The organism is Caproiciproducens galactitolivorans, from assembly GCF_029266045.1.
In the GTDB taxonomy this organism is placed as follows: domain Bacteria; phylum Bacillota; class Clostridia; order Oscillospirales; family Acutalibacteraceae; genus Caproiciproducens; species Caproiciproducens galactitolivorans.
In genome coordinates, this window is the sequence record NZ_JAJUFJ010000002.1 from 50,553 (window position 1) to 72,413 (window position 21,861).

21 protein-coding genes, 1 other RNA gene, 1 pseudogene and 2 riboswitches are annotated in these 21,861 nt (G+C 49.9%); of the genes and pseudogenes, 3 read left to right on the plus strand and 20 right to left on the minus strand.

What is annotated here, in order from left to right:
* Positions 1-4: 4 nt before the first annotated feature.
* The 11 genes and pseudogenes from P9B68_RS02605 to P9B68_RS02655 all read right to left on the minus strand — a co-directional run bounded on the left by P9B68_RS02605 (position 5) and on the right by P9B68_RS02655 (position 9,471).
* Positions 5-934, minus strand: coding sequence for a type II secretion system F family protein (locus tag P9B68_RS02605; RefSeq protein WP_135657911.1), 930 nt, complete (start codon positions 932-934; stop codon positions 5-7).
* 24 nt (positions 935-958) lie between these two features.
* On the minus strand, positions 959-2,308 hold the full coding sequence (locus P9B68_RS02610) for a CpaF family protein (protein WP_277668414.1): 1,350 nt from the start codon (positions 2,306-2,308) through the stop codon (positions 959-961).
* Between the two features lie 6 nt (positions 2,309-2,314).
* Positions 2,315-3,505, minus strand: a complete 1,191-nt coding sequence (locus tag P9B68_RS02615; RefSeq protein ID WP_277668415.1) for an AAA family ATPase — start codon at positions 3,503-3,505, stop codon at positions 2,315-2,317.
* Between the two features lie 13 nt (positions 3,506-3,518).
* Positions 3,519-4,220: a Flp pilus assembly protein CpaB gene (gene cpaB, locus P9B68_RS02620; protein ID WP_135657903.1), complete on the minus strand. Its 702-nt coding sequence runs from the start codon at positions 4,218-4,220 to the stop codon at positions 3,519-3,521.
* Positions 4,221-4,281: 61 nt separating this feature from the next.
* Positions 4,282-4,737, minus strand: a complete 456-nt coding sequence (locus tag P9B68_RS02625; protein ID WP_135657900.1) for a TadE/TadG family type IV pilus assembly protein — start codon at positions 4,735-4,737, stop codon at positions 4,282-4,284.
* 43 nt (positions 4,738-4,780) lie between these two features.
* Positions 4,781-5,299, minus strand: coding sequence for a TadE family protein (locus tag P9B68_RS02630; RefSeq protein WP_135657897.1), 519 nt, complete (start codon positions 5,297-5,299; stop codon positions 4,781-4,783).
* A gap of 15 nt (positions 5,300-5,314) precedes the next feature.
* Positions 5,315-5,803 carry a TadE/TadG family type IV pilus assembly protein gene (locus tag P9B68_RS02635; RefSeq protein WP_167875147.1) on the minus strand — a complete coding sequence of 163 codons (489 nt, stop codon included), beginning with the start codon at positions 5,801-5,803 and terminating at the stop codon, positions 5,315-5,317.
* 171 nt (positions 5,804-5,974) lie between these two features.
* A complete protein-coding gene (locus P9B68_RS02640) occupies positions 5,975-6,157 on the minus strand; it encodes a Flp family type IVb pilin (protein WP_207669542.1) in 183 nt (60 codons plus the stop codon).
* 282 nt (positions 6,158-6,439) lie between these two features.
* A complete protein-coding gene (locus P9B68_RS02645) occupies positions 6,440-7,102 on the minus strand; it encodes a prepilin peptidase (RefSeq protein ID WP_167875146.1) in 663 nt (220 codons plus the stop codon).
* 94 nt (positions 7,103-7,196) lie between these two features.
* Positions 7,197-7,282, minus strand: a riboswitch (cyclic di-GMP riboswitch).
* A gap of 55 nt (positions 7,283-7,337) precedes the next feature.
* Positions 7,338-7,424: riboswitch (cyclic di-GMP riboswitch) on the minus strand.
* Positions 7,425-7,674: 250 nt separating this feature from the next.
* Positions 7,675-7,930: pseudogene (locus P9B68_RS02650) on the minus strand (hypothetical protein); the annotation flags it as partial.
* Between the two features lie 146 nt (positions 7,931-8,076).
* Entirely contained in the window at positions 8,077-9,471 is a 1,395-nt protein-coding gene (locus tag P9B68_RS02655) for an MATE family efflux transporter (RefSeq protein WP_135657891.1), read from the minus strand.
* Between the two features lie 889 nt (positions 9,472-10,360).
* On the opposite strand from P9B68_RS02655, the gene P9B68_RS02660 reads away from it, so the two are divergent.
* From P9B68_RS02660 to P9B68_RS02670, 3 genes are all read left to right on the plus strand, one after another.
* Complete coding sequence (locus P9B68_RS02660; RefSeq protein WP_135657888.1) at positions 10,361-10,666, plus strand: DUF1292 domain-containing protein; 306 nt, start codon at positions 10,361-10,363, stop codon at positions 10,664-10,666.
* An 11-nt stretch (positions 10,667-10,677) separates the two neighbouring features.
* A non-coding RNA gene (ssrS, locus tag P9B68_RS02665) (6S RNA) lies at positions 10,678-10,868 on the plus strand.
* Positions 10,869-11,138: 270 nt separating this feature from the next.
* Positions 11,139-12,014, plus strand: a complete 876-nt coding sequence (locus P9B68_RS02670) for a DegV family protein (protein ID WP_135657885.1) — start codon at positions 11,139-11,141, stop codon at positions 12,012-12,014.
* A gap of 70 nt (positions 12,015-12,084) precedes the next feature.
* Here P9B68_RS02670 and ruvX read toward each other — a convergent pair whose 3' ends face one another.
* The 9 genes from ruvX to nuoF all read right to left on the minus strand — a co-directional run bounded on the left by ruvX (position 12,085) and on the right by nuoF (position 21,856).
* Positions 12,085-12,552: a Holliday junction resolvase RuvX gene (gene ruvX / locus P9B68_RS02675; RefSeq protein ID WP_277668416.1), complete on the minus strand. Its 468-nt coding sequence runs from the start codon at positions 12,550-12,552 to the stop codon at positions 12,085-12,087.
* Positions 12,549-13,238 (minus strand): histidine phosphatase family protein, encoded by a 690-nt coding sequence (locus P9B68_RS02680; protein WP_135657881.1) that lies wholly within the window; start codon positions 13,236-13,238, stop codon positions 12,549-12,551. The genes ruvX and P9B68_RS02680 overlap by 4 nt, the downstream gene beginning before the upstream one ends.
* Positions 13,239-13,290: 52 nt before the next feature.
* A complete protein-coding gene (locus P9B68_RS02685; protein ID WP_277668417.1) occupies positions 13,291-14,202 on the minus strand; it encodes a dihydroorotate dehydrogenase in 912 nt (303 codons plus the stop codon).
* A gap of 2 nt (positions 14,203-14,204) precedes the next feature.
* Complete coding sequence (locus tag P9B68_RS02690) at positions 14,205-14,969, minus strand: dihydroorotate dehydrogenase electron transfer subunit (protein WP_277668418.1); 765 nt, start codon at positions 14,967-14,969, stop codon at positions 14,205-14,207.
* Between the two features lie 30 nt (positions 14,970-14,999).
* On the minus strand, positions 15,000-15,935 hold the full coding sequence (gene pyrF, locus P9B68_RS02695) for an orotidine-5'-phosphate decarboxylase (protein WP_277668419.1): 936 nt from the start codon (positions 15,933-15,935) through the stop codon (positions 15,000-15,002).
* Between the two features lie 69 nt (positions 15,936-16,004).
* On the minus strand, positions 16,005-17,276 hold the full coding sequence (locus tag P9B68_RS02700) for a dihydroorotase (RefSeq protein WP_277668420.1): 1,272 nt from the start codon (positions 17,274-17,276) through the stop codon (positions 16,005-16,007).
* A gap of 164 nt (positions 17,277-17,440) precedes the next feature.
* Positions 17,441-18,208: a YdcF family protein gene (locus P9B68_RS02705; protein WP_277668421.1), complete on the minus strand. Its 768-nt coding sequence runs from the start codon at positions 18,206-18,208 to the stop codon at positions 17,441-17,443.
* Between the two features lie 91 nt (positions 18,209-18,299).
* Complete coding sequence (locus P9B68_RS02710; protein ID WP_135657866.1) at positions 18,300-20,048, minus strand: NADH-dependent [FeFe] hydrogenase, group A6; 1,749 nt, start codon at positions 20,046-20,048, stop codon at positions 18,300-18,302.
* A 17-nt stretch (positions 20,049-20,065) separates the two neighbouring features.
* Complete coding sequence (gene nuoF / locus P9B68_RS02715; protein ID WP_277668422.1) at positions 20,066-21,856, minus strand: NADH-quinone oxidoreductase subunit NuoF; 1,791 nt, start codon at positions 21,854-21,856, stop codon at positions 20,066-20,068.
* Positions 21,857-21,861: the final 5 nt, after the last annotated feature.

The following is a 21,861-nucleotide window of genomic DNA, read 5'->3' on the forward strand; positions in this document are numbered from 1 at the left end:
TACCTCAAAAACGGATATTTACGATCTTGCGAATAACGAGAAAACCTATGATTTCCATAAATACTCCCACTACAAGCATCATGATTCCCATCGGGTTCTGATAAAGTTGCGCTGAATAGCCAGGTGAAATAATATTCATCACCAGGAAAAGGAACACGGGCAGGATACTGATAATTGCTCCCGACATTCGCCCCTGCGCGGTCAGCGCTTTAATTTCTTTTTGAATCTGAATACGATCATGGATTGTCTCGGAAATTTTACTTAAGATTTCCGAGAGATTTCCTCCAACCTGACGCTGAATCAGGACCGCCGAATTCATAAGCCGCAAATCCCGGCTCTGCATTCTTTCCGCCAAAGAATTGAGCGCCATATCGACGGGAACTCCCAGGCGCACTTCCCGGATTGCTTTTAAAAATTCTTCCCCGATCGGCGGCGGCATATCGTTTGCAACACTTTCCAGTGACTGCTCAAAAGTAAAACCGGCACGGAGACTGTTCGAGATAACCAGAAGCGCATCTTCCAGTTGGCGGTTGAATAAAGACAACCGTCTTTTCTGCATTCTGCTCACATAAAGCGGAGGTGCTGCCACCCCAAGGACGACAAGAAGCAGCGATACCCATAATCCCAAGAAGAAAGAAGCGATAACCGGTGGAACGATAGAAACACAGGCCCATAACAGGATAAATTCATCTGGCGTGAGGGGAATGCCGGCCGACGCCAATCCGGAGGCGATTTTTTGCGGGATATTTAAAAACCTGAGATTTATTTTCCTATGAATGCTTTTTCGGGAAGAATCCCCTGCAGCACCTTCTTTTGCGGCAAAGAAAGCAATACGGCGTTTTACGCGAAAATTCTTCTTTGAAGCGTGCATAAGGAGCAGGCTGACGAAACAATACACCGCAACCGCAGAACTTATGGAAAGAATATATTTCATGGAATTCCCCCATTTCTGTCAAAATTACGACACTTCACGGAACCATTCATCCCGGACGGGAATTCCCTGCTCCAAAAGCCGTGCGGCAAGATGGGGCCGTATGCCTGTGGGGGAAAACCTGCCTTTAATCTTTCCGTTTCCGTCGTAGCCCTCTTCGCGGAAAGTAAATACATCCTGAAGGGTAATCACATCGCCTTCCATGCCCACAATTTCAGAAATATTGACGATTTTCCTACTGCCATCCCGGAATCTTGCCTGATGGACAATAAGATCAAGCGCAGATGAAATCTGTTCCCGGATCGCACGGACAGGTAATTCCATTCCCGACATCAGCACCATTGTTTCAAGCCTTCCAATCAAATCCCGGGGAGAATTCGCGTGTGCAGTAGTAAGCGACCCATCATGCCCCGTATTCATCGCCTGAAGCATATCCAGCGTTTCTCCGGAGCGGACCTCACCCACGATAATCCGATCCGGCCGCATACGCAGGGAATTTCGTACAAGGTCGCGAATGGTAATGCGTCCTTTCCCTTCAACGTTCGCGGGCCTGCTTTCCAGCGTAACAACATGGCGCTGCATCAGCTGAAGTTCGGCGGAATCTTCAATGGTAATAATGCGCTCATTTTCCGGGATAAAATCAGACAGGACATTCAGCAGGGTCGTTTTTCCGCTGCCTGTTCCGCCGGAGACAATGATATTTGCCCGACCTTTTACACATGCCTCCAAAAAAGAGGCCATCGGGTAAGAAAGGGAATTTACATTGATAAGGTCGCTGATCTTGAGCGATCTTTTCGGGAATTTTCGAATTGTGATGGTCGGGCCGCTCAAGGCAAGCGGAGGAATAATCGCGTTGACACGCGAACCGTCGCGAAGCCTGGCGTCAACCATCGGGCTGGATTCATCGCATCGTCTGCCAACGGATGAAACAATTCGATTGATCACGTTTATGACCTGGGCGTTATCGCGGAAAACGCTTCCAAGCGGCTCGATTCTGCCGCCCCGCTCAACATACACATTGCGGGCCCCGTTAACCATGATTTCCGACACGGTATCATCCCGTAAAAGGGACTCAAGCGGTCCCAGCCCCGCTACGTCGTCGAAAATCTCCTGAACGACCTGATTCTGTTCCGACCTCGTCAACGGTACATTTTGCCTTGAAACAATATTTTGTATGGATTCTAAAAGATCAGCCGAAGAAATCGTTTCATCCCCGTCATTTCCGAATTCGCCGGAATTAACCAGCTCAATGACCTCCTGATGAACTTTTTCCCTCAGCTCCGCATACTTGTCAAAATCAACTTTACTTTGATTTCCCCGATAAGCATTATCCGGCTCAATCTGTTGCGTTTTCTCCAACCTTTCCAATAAACCCATGCATTCTTACCTCCAAAACACACGCCTTTGCTTTTTCTTCTGCTTTACGGTTTTGCTGCCGTCCGCATTTAATTCTTCGTCAATGTGCGCTGCAATTTCTTCAATATCGCGGCTGATTTTATTTTTTGGAAATCCGGTAATAAGAGGTATTCCTTCATTTATAGCAGACACAGCAGCTTTCTCGTCATTTTCCACGCTGTGCCAGATTGGACAGCCTAAAATCCTCTCAACATCTGTCTTTGTGATATCCGTCTGTGAATCACGGTTAAGAATCAGCCTGATTTTCTCTTTCTGCTTGAGGGAACCGATAAGATCAATCCCTTTTTGAGAATTCCGCAGAACAGCGATATCCAACCCAGTAACAAACATAATCAATGTCGAGGAATCAATACAGGACAGGTTGATGTCGCTGAACAGGGTTGCTGTATCGATTACAATGTAGTCGAAATAAGCGCGAAGCGCCGTGATGATTTTCTCAATCTGCCATGCAGATATATTCTCTGCGTATTCCGGACTTTTGGGGGCGCACAAAACATTTACGCCGGACGAATGGATGGCAAGGTGCCTGCGGATTGTGTCGGCCGTGGGGTTATTCTGTTCTTCCAGAAGATCGGATAATGTCTCATAGGAATGCAAGTTCAGGAAAATCCCAATATCCCCGAACTGCATATCCAGATCCAGCAATGCAACGCGCATTCCCCGGCTGGCGAGACTAACGGCAAGGTTGACCGCCAAAGTTGTTTTCCCAATACCGCCTTTCGCCCCGAAAACCATGATGATCCGTGATCGGACATTGGCTTCCGCCCCTTTTTGCAAAACCGATAACCGTGCGGTTTCATTGGCGAAAATGTTCTTTAAATGGTTTGCCAATTCGGACCCTTCCATAGAAGCAGGAAACACATAATGAACTCCCACGTGCATTGCCCGCTGCAGGACTTTCATATCGGGATTTTCCGCCAGCAGAACGGGAATACAGCGGGGGCGCAGCAAATAAATCTGTTCGCAGATTCGGAAAACCACATTTCCCTGATCCACGTGCAAAACGACAACGTCCGGGTTGGAAGAACTGATCTCATCCAATACGCGCGCTTCTGCCTGCACGGTTCCGACTATGGAAATATCACTATCATGTTGAATCATCCGCTGCATATTCGCCAAATTTTCCACCCGGCCAACCAGCAATACCTTGATCTTCATGGCTCTTCTTCCTTTATCCCATAATATCCTGAATGGTTACACTCTTAACAGCCGCCGTATTCTTGTCCTCCTGAGGGCGCAAAACAAGCCTGAGGCTGTTGTTGCCTTTCACTCGGCCATACGTTGACACCGCCAGCGACAGCTTCTCCGCATCCAGGGGTGTAACGGACAGCGTCACATCCTCGTAGCCGGATGAACCTTTCGAATCCGTTCCACCGCCGAGCGCAATCACTTCTATATTCTGCAAAAAAGTAACCGCCTTGCTGTTCTTTTTATTCTTCTCATCGGAAGACACTACGATAATATCGACCCGGTTCCCTACTTTTACCATATCGGCAATTCCCGTTTCGGAATCCACCGTAAGCGTAATTGCCCGCATTCCATTCTTGAGAGTATAGGCAAGTCCGCTTTCCGAAGGTTTTGTAAATCTTCCTTTCAATAGCGGCTCCTGTGCAACTATACTGGCATTGGAGTACTTCCCCACCACATCGCTTTTTGTCAGAACAGTATCCGGCAGCACGAGACTGCTCGGAATCTGCTTTTCGGCAACCATGTCGTCTGTAATCTGCGTCTGGGCGGGAATATTTTTCGCCGCCACCAGCACCGTCATCATAGCTTCCTGCTTTGCCGCCTCATTGTTCCCGCTGAAAAAGGAATAAACCAAAAAACAAGTCAGCAAAGCTGCTATACCCGCAATGATACGGACTTTTTTCATATACCTTCCTCCTGCCGGTTTTCCTGTTCTTGATTATGCATTTCCCATCTTGTTTTGACTTCTATGGTTTCCATACTCCTGCCGAGTTTTCGACATCTCCGTAACCATGGATTGTAACCCGGATCTTCTGTTCACGAAAACCAAGAATACTTAATGCCTTATATTGATACGTATCCGTCAGATAGATGTTCATCTCATAATATCGGTGTGTATATGTCGATTCATTTTCCAAATCGGCAAAGTCAACCGTGACCTGATCCGCGCGCAGCCCGTTTTTCACCGCATAATCCTTTGCAAGCCTCTCCAAAGTTTCGGCTGGATGCGTCGAATTTTGGAGAACCGTTTCATTGTTAAGCCTTGCTTCGCGAATCACATTTCCGACTTCCTTCAAGCGCAGCTGTTGATAGTACAGCATTCCGGCGTCGGTAGCAAAACTTGTAAAAAGCATGAGAGCCACAAATAAAAATGCAAAAAGAACGCTGATGCTTCCCTTTTCATTTGTCTTCTTTTCCAACATGAATCAAACCTCAAAACAATTTCAAGAATTGACGGAATCACTTTTATGTATTGCGGTCTTTGAACGTTAATACTCTTTCTTTGTTGATGCTTTTATGCAAAGTCAGATTTCCGTTAAACAATGTTTTGGCGACCGGGGTAAGTAACGGAACTTCATAATTCACATCAGCCTTTACTGTAATGAGCCGCCATTTTCGTAGGCTTCGCCTTGTCCCTCCATTCGCAGCCGGAAGATAATACTGCTGGTACTGGGTTCGTATATCAACAGAAGGATTGGAAATTGTCAGGTTGCTTTTCTTTAAAGTGGAATCCTCCAACATTTTCCCGACAATCAGCGATGCTGCCTCCCTCCCGTACACAGACACAGGGTAATCTTCGGAGCGGTCGGTGATAGTAACGCCCCATTCCGCCTGCCGAGCCGCATGATTAAACGTGATAGATTGGTGCATAATCCATGAAAAATCGATAATTCCAAAACATATAAGCAGAAAAAATGGTAGAACAAGTGCAAATTCCACCAAGCTCTGCCCTTTTTCATCTTTTCTTCCAAGAAAACCGCCCATGTGTTCACTTCCCATTTATCCGTTATACCCGTTTATATAAACCTGACCGGTAAACGTCGAAGAAAGCGTAACCGCTTCCCCCGCAATCATTGCCATAACGGGCGTTGCCATCTTCATGCGATAATTTACGGATATGGTTGCGTCAAAATAATCGTAATAGCTCGTTCTGTCAACAAACCCATACCAGCTGTTCGCATGGTATGTATAATATTTTCGCTGAACATCCCCGCCGGAAGAACGGACTTGAAACTGACTGAAATCGAGCTGGTCCCCGTACTTTTCATACAGCTTGCTTTTTATGACATCCGGATTCAGGTCGGACTCCTGTTTCATACTTCTTACGCTGTCGGAAGCAGCATTCTGCAGGATGATTTTGTAATTAATCATTCTACCAAGATCAACAGCCGCTCCCAATATGATCAGAAGAACCGGCAGTACCAGAGCAAATTCCACCAAACCCTGCCCGCGTTCTCCATACATTTTTAAAAATCCATTTCTGCTCATAATACAATTCCTATGTCTTGCTTGTTCAATACTCATGAATATGACTTACTATTCTTTAACTCCCCGTCATTTTTCAACAAATGCTTCATACCTTAATCAATTGAGAAAGAGAGAGAATCCCTTTTGTATGAAAGGGGTTCCCCCTCTTGCTCCGCATCTTTTGTTTGAAAATTACTTGGTAGAAGTATTTCCGGCAATTTTACCTGCCATATCATTGAACATACCTTGAAGCTTAGTACCAATGCCTGACATTGCGCCCATAACTACAACAGCAATCAAGGCAAGGATCAGGCCATACTCCACCATTCCCTGGCCGCTTTCCTCGTTTGCAAGCCAGTTGAGCATGTTTTTCATGTCTATTCCCCCCCTTCCCTAAAATAAATTTATTTCAAAAATTCACCCTCCGGTGATTTTTGACGAAAGAAATTATTGTCTTAATGGGGTAAAGCTTGCCCCACCGTGTTACAAGTTCTCTCCAGCATTTTTCTCGCTTCACTCGAATAGGCTGAAAAACCTGCCATTGCCGCAAGAATTACCAGACTAAGTATAAGGCCGTATTCCACCATACTCTGTCCATCTTCCTGTTCCAAAAAGGCTCCCAACAAATGAACCACCCACTTTCTTTCAGAAATTATTTCAAGCGGCAAATACGCCGAATAGAAAACCGATCATGATAAATCCACACATCGGGAAAAGGCTGGTGAGCGTTAGCTTTTTCAGCAGCAATCCGCCGACGCAATAAATAATCAGCGCGGCAGACATATATAGTAACGAGGTCATGACTGCCGGAAATCCCACGACAACAGCTGTCGATAACGCCAGTTTGATATCTCCTGCCCCAATGCCATTATAAAATCCCTTTCTTCTGCAGAAGATTACATAATAAATCAAGAAAATACCTATAACTAGTGCACACGCTTCCACAGACTCTAAAAGTCCATATATTCCATTCACCAGAAAGCGGTAGGCAAGCCCGAAAACAACCAGCGCCAAACAAATCTCATTCGGGATAATGCGGATTTTATGGTCAATTACGGTGGCAACGGCCGTAATGGCAACAAAGGCACAAAGAAAGAGAGACCTTGCAGAGAATATCTGGTAAGATATCCCGCTAAAAACGAAGAAAAAGCCAACAGAAACCGCAAGTTTGACAGTATTGCCAAATTCCAGTTTGCCCGGTAGCTCTCTGCCTTTCTGTCCGCACTTTCTCACTATCAGGGAATTTACTATATCGGGAAAATACAAACCGAACAGAAACCCGACAACCCCCGCTGCGCATGCAAAAAGTATTTTTAACATCTTTATACCCCAACCCCTGCAAACAAAAATAAAAGCCCACAACTTAACCAGTTGTGGGCTAAAGAGATACATTCAAAAATGCTCTCTATGCACAAAAGGAAACCGGCTGTCATGGGACGTCATCCTTTAGACCCTATGGCTTAGCGTCCTTATCTTTCGATAAGTTTGCATAAAAAAAATCCGCAATGGTATAAAGCCAATTGCGGATAGAAAAATTCGTCCAAAAATCCTTGCAAAAGGGAACTGGCTGCCATAGATTATAAAATCCTTAGGCCCTATAGTTTAGCGTCTTTGCCTTTCGACAAATTTGCACCTTAATATGTAATTTTCTTTTTGATTCGTCCTAATTATATATCAAGAAATTCGTCCTGTCAATAGTTCCACTAAATAATTTTTAAAAATCATTAATACAAAAGTATAGAAAGGTTCATTTATTTTAAAACCGCGGCGCCGATGATTCCCGCATCGTTTCCAAGCTTGGCCTACAACCGAATCCCTCCCCGTCCCCTGCGCGGAAGCGATCACATCCAAGCGTTCTTTAGTCAGAGCCTCCGATTTCTTCTGTATTTCCGCATATTCCGTTCTGGTCACATCATAAACATCTTTTATGGCGGAACCCGGAAGAATGTCATGGAATTGGTTCAGAAGAACCGTCCGCCACATAGTGCTGATTTCTTCCGCCGGATATGCGACGCCGTATTCTTCCGCCCAAACGGAAATCAGTTCCAGATTCATTAGTGCAAATTTGCTTTTGCGGTTGCCGCGTTTGTTCCTCGCCATGGAGGTATAAGTACCCCTATGGTATTCCAGATATAATTCACCGACCCATCAGCATCCCATTATAAGTCGTAAAAAAGCTGTCTTTTTCCTGATCAACGCCTTTTGTCGTGACAGGTGTGTAAAAATCGGCGTGCCGTCAATCCCGAACTACCAGAAAGTCACGGCAGCGCGCCGCACCAGTTTTCCATACAGAATTAATTATCGATCAGATGGTGCTGGTACCACTTATCCCCATGGAACCGCAGTAGGAATATGAGTCCGCGCACGCCCCATTCGCAAATCATGGCAACCCAAACGCCGACAATCCCGAACGAAAGCACGATCCCCAAAACATACCCAAGCACCACGCGGAGCAACCACATGGTGAGCATGGAAGAAATGGACGTAAATTTGGAATCCCCCGCGGCACGAAGCGCAGCTGGGGTTAAAAAGCTGATGGACCATACCGGTATATTTGCCAGCGTAGTTATCCACATGATCTGGATAATCGTGGGGACAACCGCCTCCGGCGGATGGAACAGGGTCAAGAGCGGGCGTATAAACGGCATGATCAGCAGCATGGTCACCGCAAAGGACAGCGACGACAGCCAGAGGAAGGAGCGGATGAATTTCCGCGCATCCTGAATATCCCGCCGTCCCATGCACTGGCCGACCACGGTAACCGTCGTCAGGATCAAGGCGTTTGCCGGAATCTGAAAAAGCCCGGCAAGGGAGTTGCAGATCGCGTTGATATCCATGGCATAAACGCCAAGCTGAACAATAAAGGTTTGCGTCAGAATTTTCCCACCGTTAAAGAACATCTGCTCGGCGGCAAACGGAATCCCGACAAAGAAAATCCGTTTCAGCATGGATGTACTAATCTGCAGGGCGTCCTTCACTTTAAAATGGACGGTGGTATCGCCCTTCAGCAGGTAATAAATCGAATAGCCAGCACCTACATAGCGGGCGATATTCAGGGAAATGACCATCCCGAAAACACCCATATGTAAAATCGTAATAAATACAAAGTTCAGAACAACATAGCAAAGGTTCATCGCAAGAGAAAGCCGGAGGGAGGATTTTGTTTCGCCCACGCCGCGAAGAGCGCCGCAGACCGCTTCTACTGTCCCTATGCCGCAATAGGACAGGCAACTTCCCAGTAGATATACTTTTGCATTTTCGAAAACTTCGGCATCCGCTTTTCCGAACAACAGGTTCAGCGTCGGGGTATGGAAAACGCCGACCGCCGCACTAATTACAAAAGCCAGAAGAAATACGGAAGTCAGCGAATTGGCCGCGGCTTTCGACACCATGGCGTCGTTCCCGCTTCCCTTATACTGCGCAACAACCACGGTGCCACCTGTCGCAACGGCAATAAGAACATTGACTAAGAATATGTTTAGAGAATCCACCATGTTTACGGCGGCGACCGCCGCCACACCGGAAGAGCTGATCATCGCGGTATTCAGCAGGCTCAGACAAATGATAAACGCCTGATCAACTAAAATCGGTAAAATAATAGAAATTACTTGGCGATAATGGATGGATTCTCCAGAAAAGTGTTTGTTAAGAAATTGGTCGGTTTTTGTTAAAAATTCGGTCTTTGTCACACAATCACATCTTTATATTGTATTTCTTCTATCTTAACATAATTATCTGCCTATTAACAGTTTATACCGCAAAATTAGTCAACAAATTCCGACCCGTTTTTTCATTAGAAATTGGCTATCCGGGGAAAACTAAAAAGCTTTCATTTGAACAAATTTTTGTATTTTACATATAATAAGGGTAAGAAAGCCGCTTTCCAATAAAAATCCCGTTTGATAAAACCACATTAGTTGTATGCCGATTTAGAATAAAAAAGCTCCGGCAATCCTGCCGGAGCCCGAATAAGAATCCAATCCATTAAATAAACATCGGAACCACCAATTTCTTGTTTCTGTTAGAGCTGCGTACTTAACTGTATTTTGGACTCACCCCTTAAAATGTCCTAAACGAACCGCTTTTTAAGAAAGCTTAAAAACGGGTTGCAAAATCGTGTCGCTAAGACCCTAACCAATGTATGGAATTCTGAATGCTCAATGATTTTCCCCTTTCAATTGTGAAAAGGATTCCAAAACATTCCTCTTTAAATTTACACTATTCAGGAATTAACGCTGTGCCCAACGAACTGGATACTGCGTTTCTGAGGATATTTTACTGCCCATTGGACCCACCCCTTTCAAGAAGATCGATTTTTCCGGCGCTACCTTCCCCTGCTTTTTCATGGCGCCATTCTTGTGGTGCCACCTTAATTAGCAGTTTTTCGAACGCCGTCCTTAATCATCCCTCTCTCTTTCCTGATTATATTATAACTGATTTCTAGTAAATGTCAATATAATTTTTAATAAATTCTTGAAATTTTTATTTATTCTTTTGTATCTGAATTTTCCTGTTGACTTCGACAGGTCGGCAAGGTAGAATAACTATAGACAAATTAAACAAGAGGAGATGACCCCTGTGAACGACGAGTATGGTGCGGATTTAATTACCCTAGTCGACGACGAGGGCGAAGAGCACGAATTTGAAGTCTTGGACGTAATTGATAACGATGACGGCTGTTTCTACGCGTTACTGCCGACATTTGAGGATCCGCAGGACAAAGTCGACGCGGAGGGTACCTACTATATCTTTGAAGCGATCGATGAGAATGGCGAGCAGCAACTTGCCGAAGTCGAAGACGAAGAACTTCTTGATAAGCTGGCGGAGCTTTTTGAAAGCCGTTTCGAGGAGCTTTACGATTCCGAAGAGATCGACGACGAATAATGATGGACGCTTTCACCCTGCCTGGTGCGCGGACCGTTGCAAAATAACCCTACAAAATGATAATAGGGAGCATGCGCTCCGGTGGCGGACTTCAGACCTCCCGGCTTTTGCCGGACGAAGGGAGTATGAAACCATTGGGCCAGCACCCACCTGCTTGACGGTAGCAGGTTATTTAAGCACATTACGGCCAGGCGGGATTAATTTAAAAAGCAGTAAAGCTTCTGAGTTTTCAGAAGCTTTTTCTTTTCTGGGAAGTACGGTTGAGCGGCGATGTGCAGGCGGCAAAGGTGTTTCTTCGTTTCAGCAAGGAAGTATTCGAGGCATTTCGCGACGCTGTCCGGGCAAAAAAACGCCGGTCAGATATATATTTTAAAGAAATCCCATGGTTCCATAAGACAGTCCGTGAATTCTGTCTCTACACACAGCCGAGCGGATACGATATAATTTGTTCTGTCAGAAGGGAGAAAACAAGATGAGCGAATATGAAATTATAACGGATTCTACAACGGATCTTTCCCCTAAACTCATAGAAGAACTGGATATTCAGGTAATTCCGATGACCTTTACGATAGGAGATGTATCTTACAGCAATTACCCGGACGAACGCGAACTGTCCTCCCGCGACTTTTATGAGCGCCTTCGCAATGGGGAAACTTCCACCACAAATCAAATCAGCCCTGTAACCTTTACCGAATATTTCGAACCGGTTTTGCAATCCGGCAAGGATGTCATATACATCGCCTTTTCCTCGGGGCTGAGCGGTACTTATAATAACGCGCGGCTAACCGCAGAAGAGCTTTCCCAAAAGTACCCAAACCGGAAAATCTTCACCGTCGACACGCTGGCCGCGTCCATGGGTGAGGGACTTTTGGCATATTACGCAGCGAAAATGCGTAAAAACGGCGCTTCCATTGACGAAGTACGCGACTGGCTGATCGAAAACAGGGGCCGCCTTGCCCACTGGTTCACGGTGGATGACCTGAACCATTTGAAGCGCGGCGGGCGGGTATCCGGTGCGGCGGCGTTGGTCGGCACGATGCTTGGGATTAAGCCCGTGCTGCACGTTGACAGCGAGGGGCACCTGATTCCGGTTGAAAAGGTACGGGGCCGCCGGCAATCGCTGGATGCGCTGATACACCATATGAAGCTTACTGTGGAAGATCCGGATAAACAGATGATCTTTATCAGCCATGGCGATTCCCTGGAGGACGCGGAATACATAGCAGAGCAGGTTCGAAAAAACTTCCATGTAAAATCCATTGAAATCAATTCCATCGGTCCCGTCATCGGGGCCCATTCCGGCCCGGGCACCATTGCCCTCTTCTTTCTTGGGAAAAACCGCGATTAAACACGAAAGAAAAAAAGCGAATTCAGAGGATAGAATAAAACAGTAAAAAGGGGCAATTAGTCCAATTGGACTAATTGCCCCTTTTTTGTATAAACGGTTTTGCAGAAAGCACTTTACCGCGTTTCTGATTTTTACGGAAGTTCAGATAGTCTTGTAAAATGATCGTTGCGGCAACTGCATCCACTACCGCCTTGCGCTTCTTCCCGCGTGTGTCGGTATCGTTCAGAAAGCTATGGGCCGTAATGGTAGTGCCGCGCTCGTCACGCATTTCAACTGGAACGGAAACCTGTGTTTTCAGCAGTTCGGCAAAGGCGCGGGCATTTTTGGCGCTCTCCCCTTCGCTGCCGTCCATATTCCGGGGCAGGCCCACCACAATACACTTCACATTTTCTTCTTTTACGCGTGCGGCAATCGCCTGCGCAAGGCGTTCCCTGCTGCGCTCGCTGATCACGCCCGCGGGGGACGCCAGTATTTCGTTTTCATCGCAAATGGCAAGCCCCGTACGGGCAAGTCCCAAATCAACAGCCAGTATCTTCATGAATCCCTCCGCGCCGCGCATTTTTCAGGATTTCTTTTCTTCCACCATGCGCCCTTTCCGTTTTCATACATTTCTGGCGGCAGATGGGACACGTCGTTCATCAGCACCACATTGCAGTGCATCTCGTCATCAAAATCAACGATGCTGACCGCCGTATTATACAAACCGGGGACTTCCCGCATTTCTTCAAGAGGCTTATTCAAGGCGTGGCACAAAAAGTTGCGGATTGCACAGCCGTGCGAAACACAGCAAACGGTTTTGCCCTTATTTTTCTGCACGATGCCGGTAACGGCTTTCCACATCCGGTCATACACCATGCTGGCGGGTTCACCGTTTGCCGGGCAAAAAGCGCCCGGATCCGCGTACCATTTTTCGATTTCCTCTGGGTAAAGCTCCGCAAGCTCGCTCCAGGACTTTCCTTCAAAGTCGCCGCCGTCCATTTCGCGGAGCATAGGCTCGATTTGAAGCGGCAAGTTATGGTAACGGTTAATCGCTTCCGCCGTTTTGCGGGCACGCTTCAGATTGCTTGCGTAGATCGCGTCAATCGGCGTATTGCGAAAACGAAGCGCCAAAAGCTCCAACTGCTCTTTGCCGTGCCCGCTGATGTCACAGTCCGTGCTTCCCTGAAACACGCCCAAGGTGTTCCCTACTGCCTCACAGTGACGTACCAAAATAATTCGCGTCATGAATAAACCTCCCATTCGTTCTAAGTCATTCGTCTATGTATCCGATTCGAATTTACCATAATTGAACCTGTCCGGTCAAGTCCGAAACCGTGCTTATCCGGCTGCGGTCAAGGTAATCGTTCAGCCCGTCAAGAATCTTTACCGGGGCGTACGGATCCGAAAAAAACACCGTGCCAATCTGCAGCGCCGAATCGCCCGCCAGAAGCATTTCCACAGCGTCCTGCCATTTTGAAATGCCGCCCATGCCAACAATCGGGATTTTCACCCTGCGGTACGCCTGATTCACCATACGGACCGCCACCGGGAAAAGCGCCGGGCCGGACAGCCCGCCGGTATTGTTCCGGATAATCGGGCGGCGCGTCTGAATATCGATGCGCATTCCTGTCAGGGTATTGATCATGGAAATCGCGTCCGCACCCGCGCTTTCGGCGGCCGCCGCAATTTCAGAAATATCGCTTACATTCGGCGAAAGTTTCACCATCAGTGGCTTTTTGCAATGCTTCCGTACTGCTTTGGTAATGCCTTCCACCCCGGCGCAGCTTGTGCCGAACTGCACGCCCCCTTGTTTCACATTCGGGCAGGATATGTTCATTTCAATCATATCTACTGCGGTACCCGACAGCTTTTCTGCCATCTCGCAATATTCTTCGGGCGTATTTCCCGCAATATTCGCAATAACCGCTGTGCCCTGCTCTTTCAGCCAGGGCAGGTCGTTTTCAATAAAATGATCCACGCCGGGGTTTTGCAGCCCCACGGCGTTCAGCATTCCGCCCGGCGTTTCCGCGATGCGCGGAGGCGGATTGCCGGGACGTTCTTTTAAGGTGATTCCCTTGCAGGAGATTCCCCCAAGGGTTCGAAGAGGATAAAACTCAGCAAATTCCCGCCCGAAGCCAAAGGTTCCGGACGCGGCAATCAGCGGGTTTTGAAATTCCACACCGGCAACGGTTACTTTCAAATCTGCCATGCTTATCCCTCCCACACTACGTTTTCAGCGTTAAAAACCGGGCCGTCCTTACAGACATGGCCGTAATATTCCCGCCCGTCTTTCTTGAGCCTGCACGCGCACCCAAGGCAGGCGCCGATTCCGCAAGCCATGCGCTCTTCCAGGGAAATCTGGCAGGGAACCTTCCGTTCGGCGGCTAACTTGCACACTGCTTTCAGCATCGGCGCAGGGCCGCACGCGTAGAGAACGTCGAAATCCAAATCCTCCAGCAAATCGGTCACAAAGCCGTGATGCCCGCAGGAGCCGTCGTCGGTGGCAACCCACACACGGTTCCCGTTTTTCTCGAAGTCCTCTTTTAAAATAATGCTTGCCTTATCCCGGAAGCCAAGCACCGCTGTGGCGTTTTCGCCAAAGGGCTTCGCCGCTTCCAACAGAGGGGGCACGCCGATGCCGCCGCCGACAAAAACCGCTTTGCGGCAGGTGTCGCCGAGCTCGTAACCGGTGCCGAGCGGAGCAAGGATATTCAAAAAATCCCCTGCCTTTGTTTCCGCCAGCCAAGCCGTGCCTTCCCCGCGAACCTGAAAGACAAAGCGCAGGGTTTTTGAGGAGCGGTCAATGCCGCAGATGGAAATTGGGCGGCGCAGGGTCTTTCCGGGCACGTAAATCTGTGCGAACTGCCCCGGGCGCGCCGCCTCGGCGAGCGGCCCCGCCTCGACGGTCAGATCAAACACATCGTGTGAAAGCTGCTTTTTTTCCGCAATCCTGCAAAGCATTACATCGTATTTCATCGGTTCACTCCTGTTCCTTCTTTTCCTCGGTTAAGGGCGGGACAGCCCGCCGATTTCCCCGACGATTTCATCGCGCATCCGGACGGCTTCCTTCGCGGCTTCCTTGGCGTAATCCTGTTCCGGCATGCCATTTTTCTTCCATGCGGTCATAATGGAACGGGAAGCGTTGATAACCGCGCCAAGGCCGTTCTGATCAAACGCGGGCGCGACATCCTTCGCGCCGCCGCCCTGTGCGCCGTAGCCCGGAACCAGAAAAAAGGTATGGGGCAGGCTGCGGCGAAGCTCCCGAAGCTGTTCGGGGTAAGTCGCGCCGACAACCGCGCCGACACCGCTGTAGCCGTATTTTCCCGGAAGGGCTTCACCCCATTTTTCACAGAGGCCGCCAACGGTGCTGTAAAGCGTTTCGCCGCTCTCGAAAACCTGATCCTGGAGCTCGCCGGAAGAAGGGTTCGAGGTTTTCACCAGTATAAAAATTCCTTTATCCTGCGCTTTGCATACGTCTAACAGCGGGGTTACCCCGTCGGATCCGAGGTACGGGTTGACGGTCAGCGCATCGCCGCCAAACGGCTCCGGCGTTTGGAAGCCGACCGCAACGGAACCGAGATGCGCCTGGGCGTACGCCTGCATCGTTGTGCCGATATCATTGCGCTTTCCGTCGGTAATGACGAACATACCCTTTTCCTTCGCATAAACGATCGTTTCATGCAGGGTTTTTACCCCCTGCCATCCGTATAATTCGTAATACGCGCATTGCGGTTTAATAGCCGGAACAATCCCACACAGCGCGTCGATCAGGCCCTTGTTAAATTCAAGAATTGCGGCGGCCGCACCCTCCAGCGTTTCGCCGTACTGCGCAAACGCCTTCTCTTTAAGGAAAGCCGGGATATAGTCCAGCTTGGGGTCAAGCCCTGCTACCGTTGGGTTTTTGCACTCCAGAATACCTTCGATTAATCTGTCTAATGCCATTGCGTTTCCTCCATTTTTTCACGTCTTGTTTAAAACAACGAATGTTTATGTAAACATGGCCTCCATTCTTTATTCCCTGTAAACAATCTTTCCCCGGCAGACGGTCATCTTGACCCTCCCGATCAGTTCCCTTCCCTTAAAAACAGCGTTCCGGCTCTTGCCGTGCAGGCGGCTTACATCAACCGTCCAGCGTTCTTCCGGATCAAACAGAACTAGATCAGCGGGCGCCATTTCTTGTAATGTCCCGGCATTTAAGCCTAGCAGTTTTGCCGGAGCGGTACTCATCAGGCTTATAAGCTCCGCCATTGTGATTATACCGATATGAACCAGATAGGTGATGCCTGCGGCAAGGCTGGTTTCCATGCCGATACTCCCGTTCGGCGCGGCAAGGAAATCCTCCTTTTCCTGCGGCGTATGCGGCGCGTGGTCGGTGGCGATTGTATCGATTGTCCCGTCCCGAAGCCCCTCGATCACAGCGAGACGGTCCTTCTCCGTACGCAGCGGGGGGCTCATGCGGTAATCCGCGTCCCGCCGCAGCAGTTCTTCTTCCGTAAGTGCAAAATAATGCGGAGCGGTTTCCGCCGTTACCGGAACGCCGCGCCGCTTTGCGTCGCGGATCAGCGCAACGGATGCTGCGGTGCTGACATGGCAGATATGAACCGGAACGCCGTAAGCCGCCGCCAGCGCAATCTCCCGCGCGGTGCCACAGTCCTCCGCCGCGGCTGGAACTCCAGGAACCCCGAGCTTTTCGGACACCGCGCCCTCGTTCATCTTCCCTCCAGCGGAAAGGAATAAGTCTTCACAGTGGGATGCGACCTTCAGATGAAGGGAGGGCGCAAGGCGCATGGCCTGTCCCATCAGGCGGGAATCCACAACCGGGCGGCCGTCGTCGCTCAGCGCGATAGCGCCCGCTTCCCGCAGCGCCCTGAGGTCATTGATTTCCTCGCTTTTCAGCCCCTTTGTGATCGCCGCGGCAACATAAACGCGCGCGTCGGCTTTCTCCGCTTTTTCCCGGATATACCGCACCGTTTCCGGCGTATCCACCGGCGGATTGGTATTCGGCATACACAAAAGGCTGGTCACACCGCCCGCCGCCGCCGCGCGGCAGCCGGTGAGAATATCTTCCTTCTCCGTAAAGCCGGGATCGCGCAGATGGACATGCATATCGACAAGCCCCGGTGCGGCGGTCAGCCCGGCAGCGTCGATGACCTGCGCATCTTCACAGCAGATTTGTCCGCCCACCGCCGAAAACACACCGTCGGCAATCAGGATATCGCCGGGTTCGTTCCTTCCGCTTTCCGGGTCGAGAATAACTGCATTTTTGATTAAAATCCGGTTCATTTTCCACCAACTTTTCAATATTATCTGTTATTATACTATACTTTTCCCTGTTCGTAAATTAGGCCGAATCTTTGAAAAATCTCGGGTTTTCAAAATAAAATTGTACCATTTCCGCATCCCGCACCTTTGCACGGCAGCGGAGGGCGCCGCGATTTCCTAACGGGCTACGGGAGCAGAAGGAATTTCGTCAGCGCGAGAAGCTCGCGCATATAGCAGGCGGATAAAATATACCAAGGCGTTGCGGCATTGACTGCGCCGTGGGAAACGCCCAGGCTTTCCGCAATCCGGCCCGCGCGGTACTGGTGGTAATCGTCGGTTACAATGGCCAGATCGCGGCTCAAGCCGTTTTTGTCAATAACCGCAAGGGAATTTTGAAGATTCTCTCTTGTCGTCCTCGATGCATCCTCCGCAAAAATCCGCGAAGGCTCAATACCGCGCACGATCAGCTCCGCCCGCATAACGGAAGCCTCCGTTGCGAGTTCCCCCGCGCCTTTTCCCCCGCTGACAACACACTTTGCCTTTGGATTTGCTTTCAGATACGACGCGGCCGTTTCAATGCGAACCCGCAAATCTGCGCTGGGCTGTTTCCCGTTTACCTTACTGCCCAAAACCACCACCGTCGCACCGGCGCGCGGCTTCATTCCTACCGAGCCGTACACCATCAGCCCCGTAAGAAAAACAGCCCAACAGACACCAATGAGGAATACAACAAGGACGATACGGCAGGAAACGCGGAAAGGCCTGCTTTTCCTGCAAGCCGCACCGATTTTTCCGAAAAAAAACGAAGTCAGAAATACAACCGTACAAAGGAGAATCCCCGTTCCATTTCCGATGTTAAGCACCCCACAGTAAAAAGGAATCAAAAAACAAATCAAGCCGCATGCCGATAAAATAAGGAAGAAAATTCTTACGATCCGCTTCAGGATTATCACCTGCTTTCCTGCTGTTTTAATAATTCCATTTCTGATTATACCATCTTTTGCAGAAAAATGCTCCCGGAGGAAAAGTCCGGGAGCATTTGTTTTAAAATTTCTTTCTAGCCACGTAGGTAGTGTGTAAAATCTTGTGCGCCTTATGGCTGCCCGGGTTTTCAAGATACTCCTCGTAAAGAGTCTTGACAATCGGACTTTCATGGCTCTTGCGGAGAGGCAGGTTTTTATCCTCTTCATAAAGCGCCTTCGCCCGTTCGGCTTTCAAGTCGGTAAAGCTGCGAACGGCTGCGGGCTGAAGCGGTTGGCCGCCGCCGTTGACACAGCCGCCCGGGCAGCACATGATTTCAATAAAGTGATAGCCGCCCTCGCCGTTTTTCACCTTGCTGAGGATTTCGTTAGCGTTACTGAGTCCGCTGACCGCGGCAACCTTCACATCCATGCCGCCGATATGATAGACGGCTTCCTTGATTCCTTCGGTACCGCGGACTTCCTTATACTCAATGGAATCCAAGCTCTTGCCCTCCAGCGTATCGGCCGCTGTTCTGAGCGCGGCTTCCATTACGCCGCCCGTCGCGCCAAAGATAGCGGCAGCACCGGTGGTAATACCCAAAGCGGGGTCAAATTCCTCATCCGGCAGGCGTTCGAAATTGATGTTTGCCATCTTGATCAGGCGGGCAAGCTCGCGGGTGGTAATCGCGATATCGGTGTCCGGGATTCCGGCACCGGCCGCGTCCTGATTATCGCGCCTTGCTTCGAATTTCTTCGCTGTGCAGGGCATCACGCTGACAACCACAATCTTCTTCGGGTCGATGTTGTTCTTTTCCGCATAGTATGTTTTAATAATCGCGCCGGTCATCTGCTGCGGCGATTTGCAGGAAGACACGTTTTGCAGCAGCTCCGGATAATAGTATTCGCAGAATTTAATCCATCCCGGCGAGCAGGAGGTAATCAGCGGCAGCGGGCCGCCGTTCTTTACACGCTCGAGCAGCTCGTTGGCTTCTTCCATAATGGTGAGGTCCGCACCGAAATCGGTGTCGAATACCTTATCGAAGCCAAGGCGGCGCAGCGCGGCAACCATCTTGCCCTTCACATTCGTTCCGACCGGCAGGCCAAAGCATTCGCCAAGCGTTGCGCGGATTGCCGGGGCGGTCTGAACCACTACAAACTTTTCGGGGTCGTTGATGGCAGCCATGACCTCGTCGCACTGGTCGCGTTCCGTCAAAGCGCCGGTCGGGCAGCTTACGATGCACTGTCCGCAGGATACGCAGGGAACCTCGTTAAGCGGCTTTTCAAACGCGCAGGCGATGTGCGTGTCAAAACCGCGGCAGTTGGGACCGAGAACGCCGACGTGCTGGTCCGAACACGCCGCGACGCAGCGGCGGCAAAGGATGCACTTGGAGTTGTCGCGGATCAGATGCAGCGAGGATTCATCCTTCGACACGTCTGGCTTTGCGCCATCAAAGCGATCCGACTGCTCCACGCCCAGCTCGTTGCACAGGGTCTGCAGTTCGCAGCTTCCGTTGCGTTTGCAGGCAAGGCAGTCGCGGTTGTGCACCGACAGGAGCATTTCCAGCGTCATCTTCCTGGACTTCTGAATCGCAGGGGTATTGGTCAGAACCTCCATGCCCTCATTCACCGGATAAACGCAGGAGGCAACGAAGGAACGCGCTCCCTTTACCTCGACCACGCACATGCGGCAAGCGCCGATTTCATTGATTCCTTTCAGATAGCACAGGGTGGGGATGTCTATCCCGGCTTCCCTTGCCGCCTCTAAGATTGTGTAGCTGCTCGGCACTGAGAGGGGCATGCCGTTTATCTTTATATTCACCATATTTTCCATTAATGGCACACTCCTTTTTATCTCTTAATAATTGCGTTGAACTTGCACTTTTCCATGCAGGCGCCGCACTTAATGCATTTCTTTGTGTCAATCACATGCGGTACCTTTACGCTACCGGTGATCGCACCGACCGGACAGTTGCGCGCGCAGAGCGTACAGCCGCGGCACTTGTCCTCCAGGATATGATAGTTCGTGAGAGCCTTGCAAACGCCGGCCGGGCAGCGATGCTCGGTAACGTGCGCAATATACTCGTCGCGGAAATATTTCAAGGTGGAAAGCACCGGGTTCGGCGCCGTCTGGCCAAGGGCGCACAGGGAGTTTTCTTTCAGGTAGTAGCAAAGCTCCTCGAGACGGTCAATGTCCTCCAGCGTACCGTTGCCGCTTGTAATCTTGTCAAGCATCTCCAGCAGGCGCCTTGTGCCGATGCGGCACGGCGTGCATTTTCCACAGGATTCGTCAACAGTAAATTCCAGGAAGAATTTCGCAATATCGACCATGCAGGTCGTATCGTCCATAACGATCAGGCCGCCGGAGCCCATCATGGCGCCGATGGCAATCAGGTTGTCGTAATCAATCGGGACGTCCAACTCGGAAGCCGGGATACAGCCGCCGGAAGGACCGCCGGTCTGCGCCGCCTTAAATTTATGGCCGTTCGGAACGCCGCCGCCGATTTCCTCTACGATTTCGCGCAGAGTGGTGCCCATCGGCACTTCCACAAGGCCGGTGTGCTCAATTTTTCCGCCCAGAGCGAACACCTTGGTACCCTTGGACTTTTCGGTGCCCATGGAGGCAAACCAATCCGCGCCGTTCAAAATAATGCGGGGGATATTCGCGTAGGTTTCAACATTGTTTAAAATGGTAGGCTTCTGAAACAGGCCCTTCAAAGCCGGGAACGGCGGACGCGGACGCGGCTCGCCGCGCTTGCCCTCGATGGAGGTCATCAATGCGGTTTCCTCGCCGCAGACAAACGCGCCGGCGCCAAGGCGCAGGTCGATGTCAAAGTCAAATCCCGTATTGAAGATGTTTTTGCCCAAAAGGCCGTATTCTCTCGCCTGCTGAATGGCAATCTGCAAACGCTTAACCGCGATCGGATATTCCGCACGGACATAAATATAGCCATGTGTAGAGCCGATTGCATAACCGGCGATCGCCATAGCTTCCAGCACACAGTGCGGATCGCCCTCCAGCACGGAGCGATCCATAAACGCACCCGGGTCGCCTTCGTCGGCATTGCAGCAGACGTACTTCTGATCAGCCTGATTCTTTGCGGCAAAGCTCCATTTCAGTCCGGTCGGGAAGCCCGCGCCGCCGCGGCCGCGAAGTCCGGAAGCTTTTATTGTCTCAATAACCTGCTCTGGGGTCATTTCGGTAAGTACCTTGCCGAGAGCTGAATATCCGTCCACCGCAATGTATTCCTCAATACTTTCCGGGTTAATAACGCCGCAGTTGCGAAGCGCAACGCGGTGCTGCTTTGCGTAAAACGGCGTCTGGTTCAAGGATTTAATCGTATTGTCGTCTACAACGGTTTCCTTATACAGCAGGCGCTTGACAATTCTTCCCTTTAAGAGATGCTCCTCCACAATTTCTGGGATATCCTCCGGAGTCACCCTGCTGTAAAAAGAACCCTCCGGATAAACAATCATAATGGGACCGAGCGCGCAAAGGCCGAAGCATCCGGTGCGGATGACATTAACCTCTTTATCGAGTCCCTTTATTGTAATTTCTTCTTTGAGCTTTGAGATAATCAGCTCGCTGTTTGAGGAGGTACAACCGGTACCGCCGCAAACCAGTACATTGGAACGATACATGAATT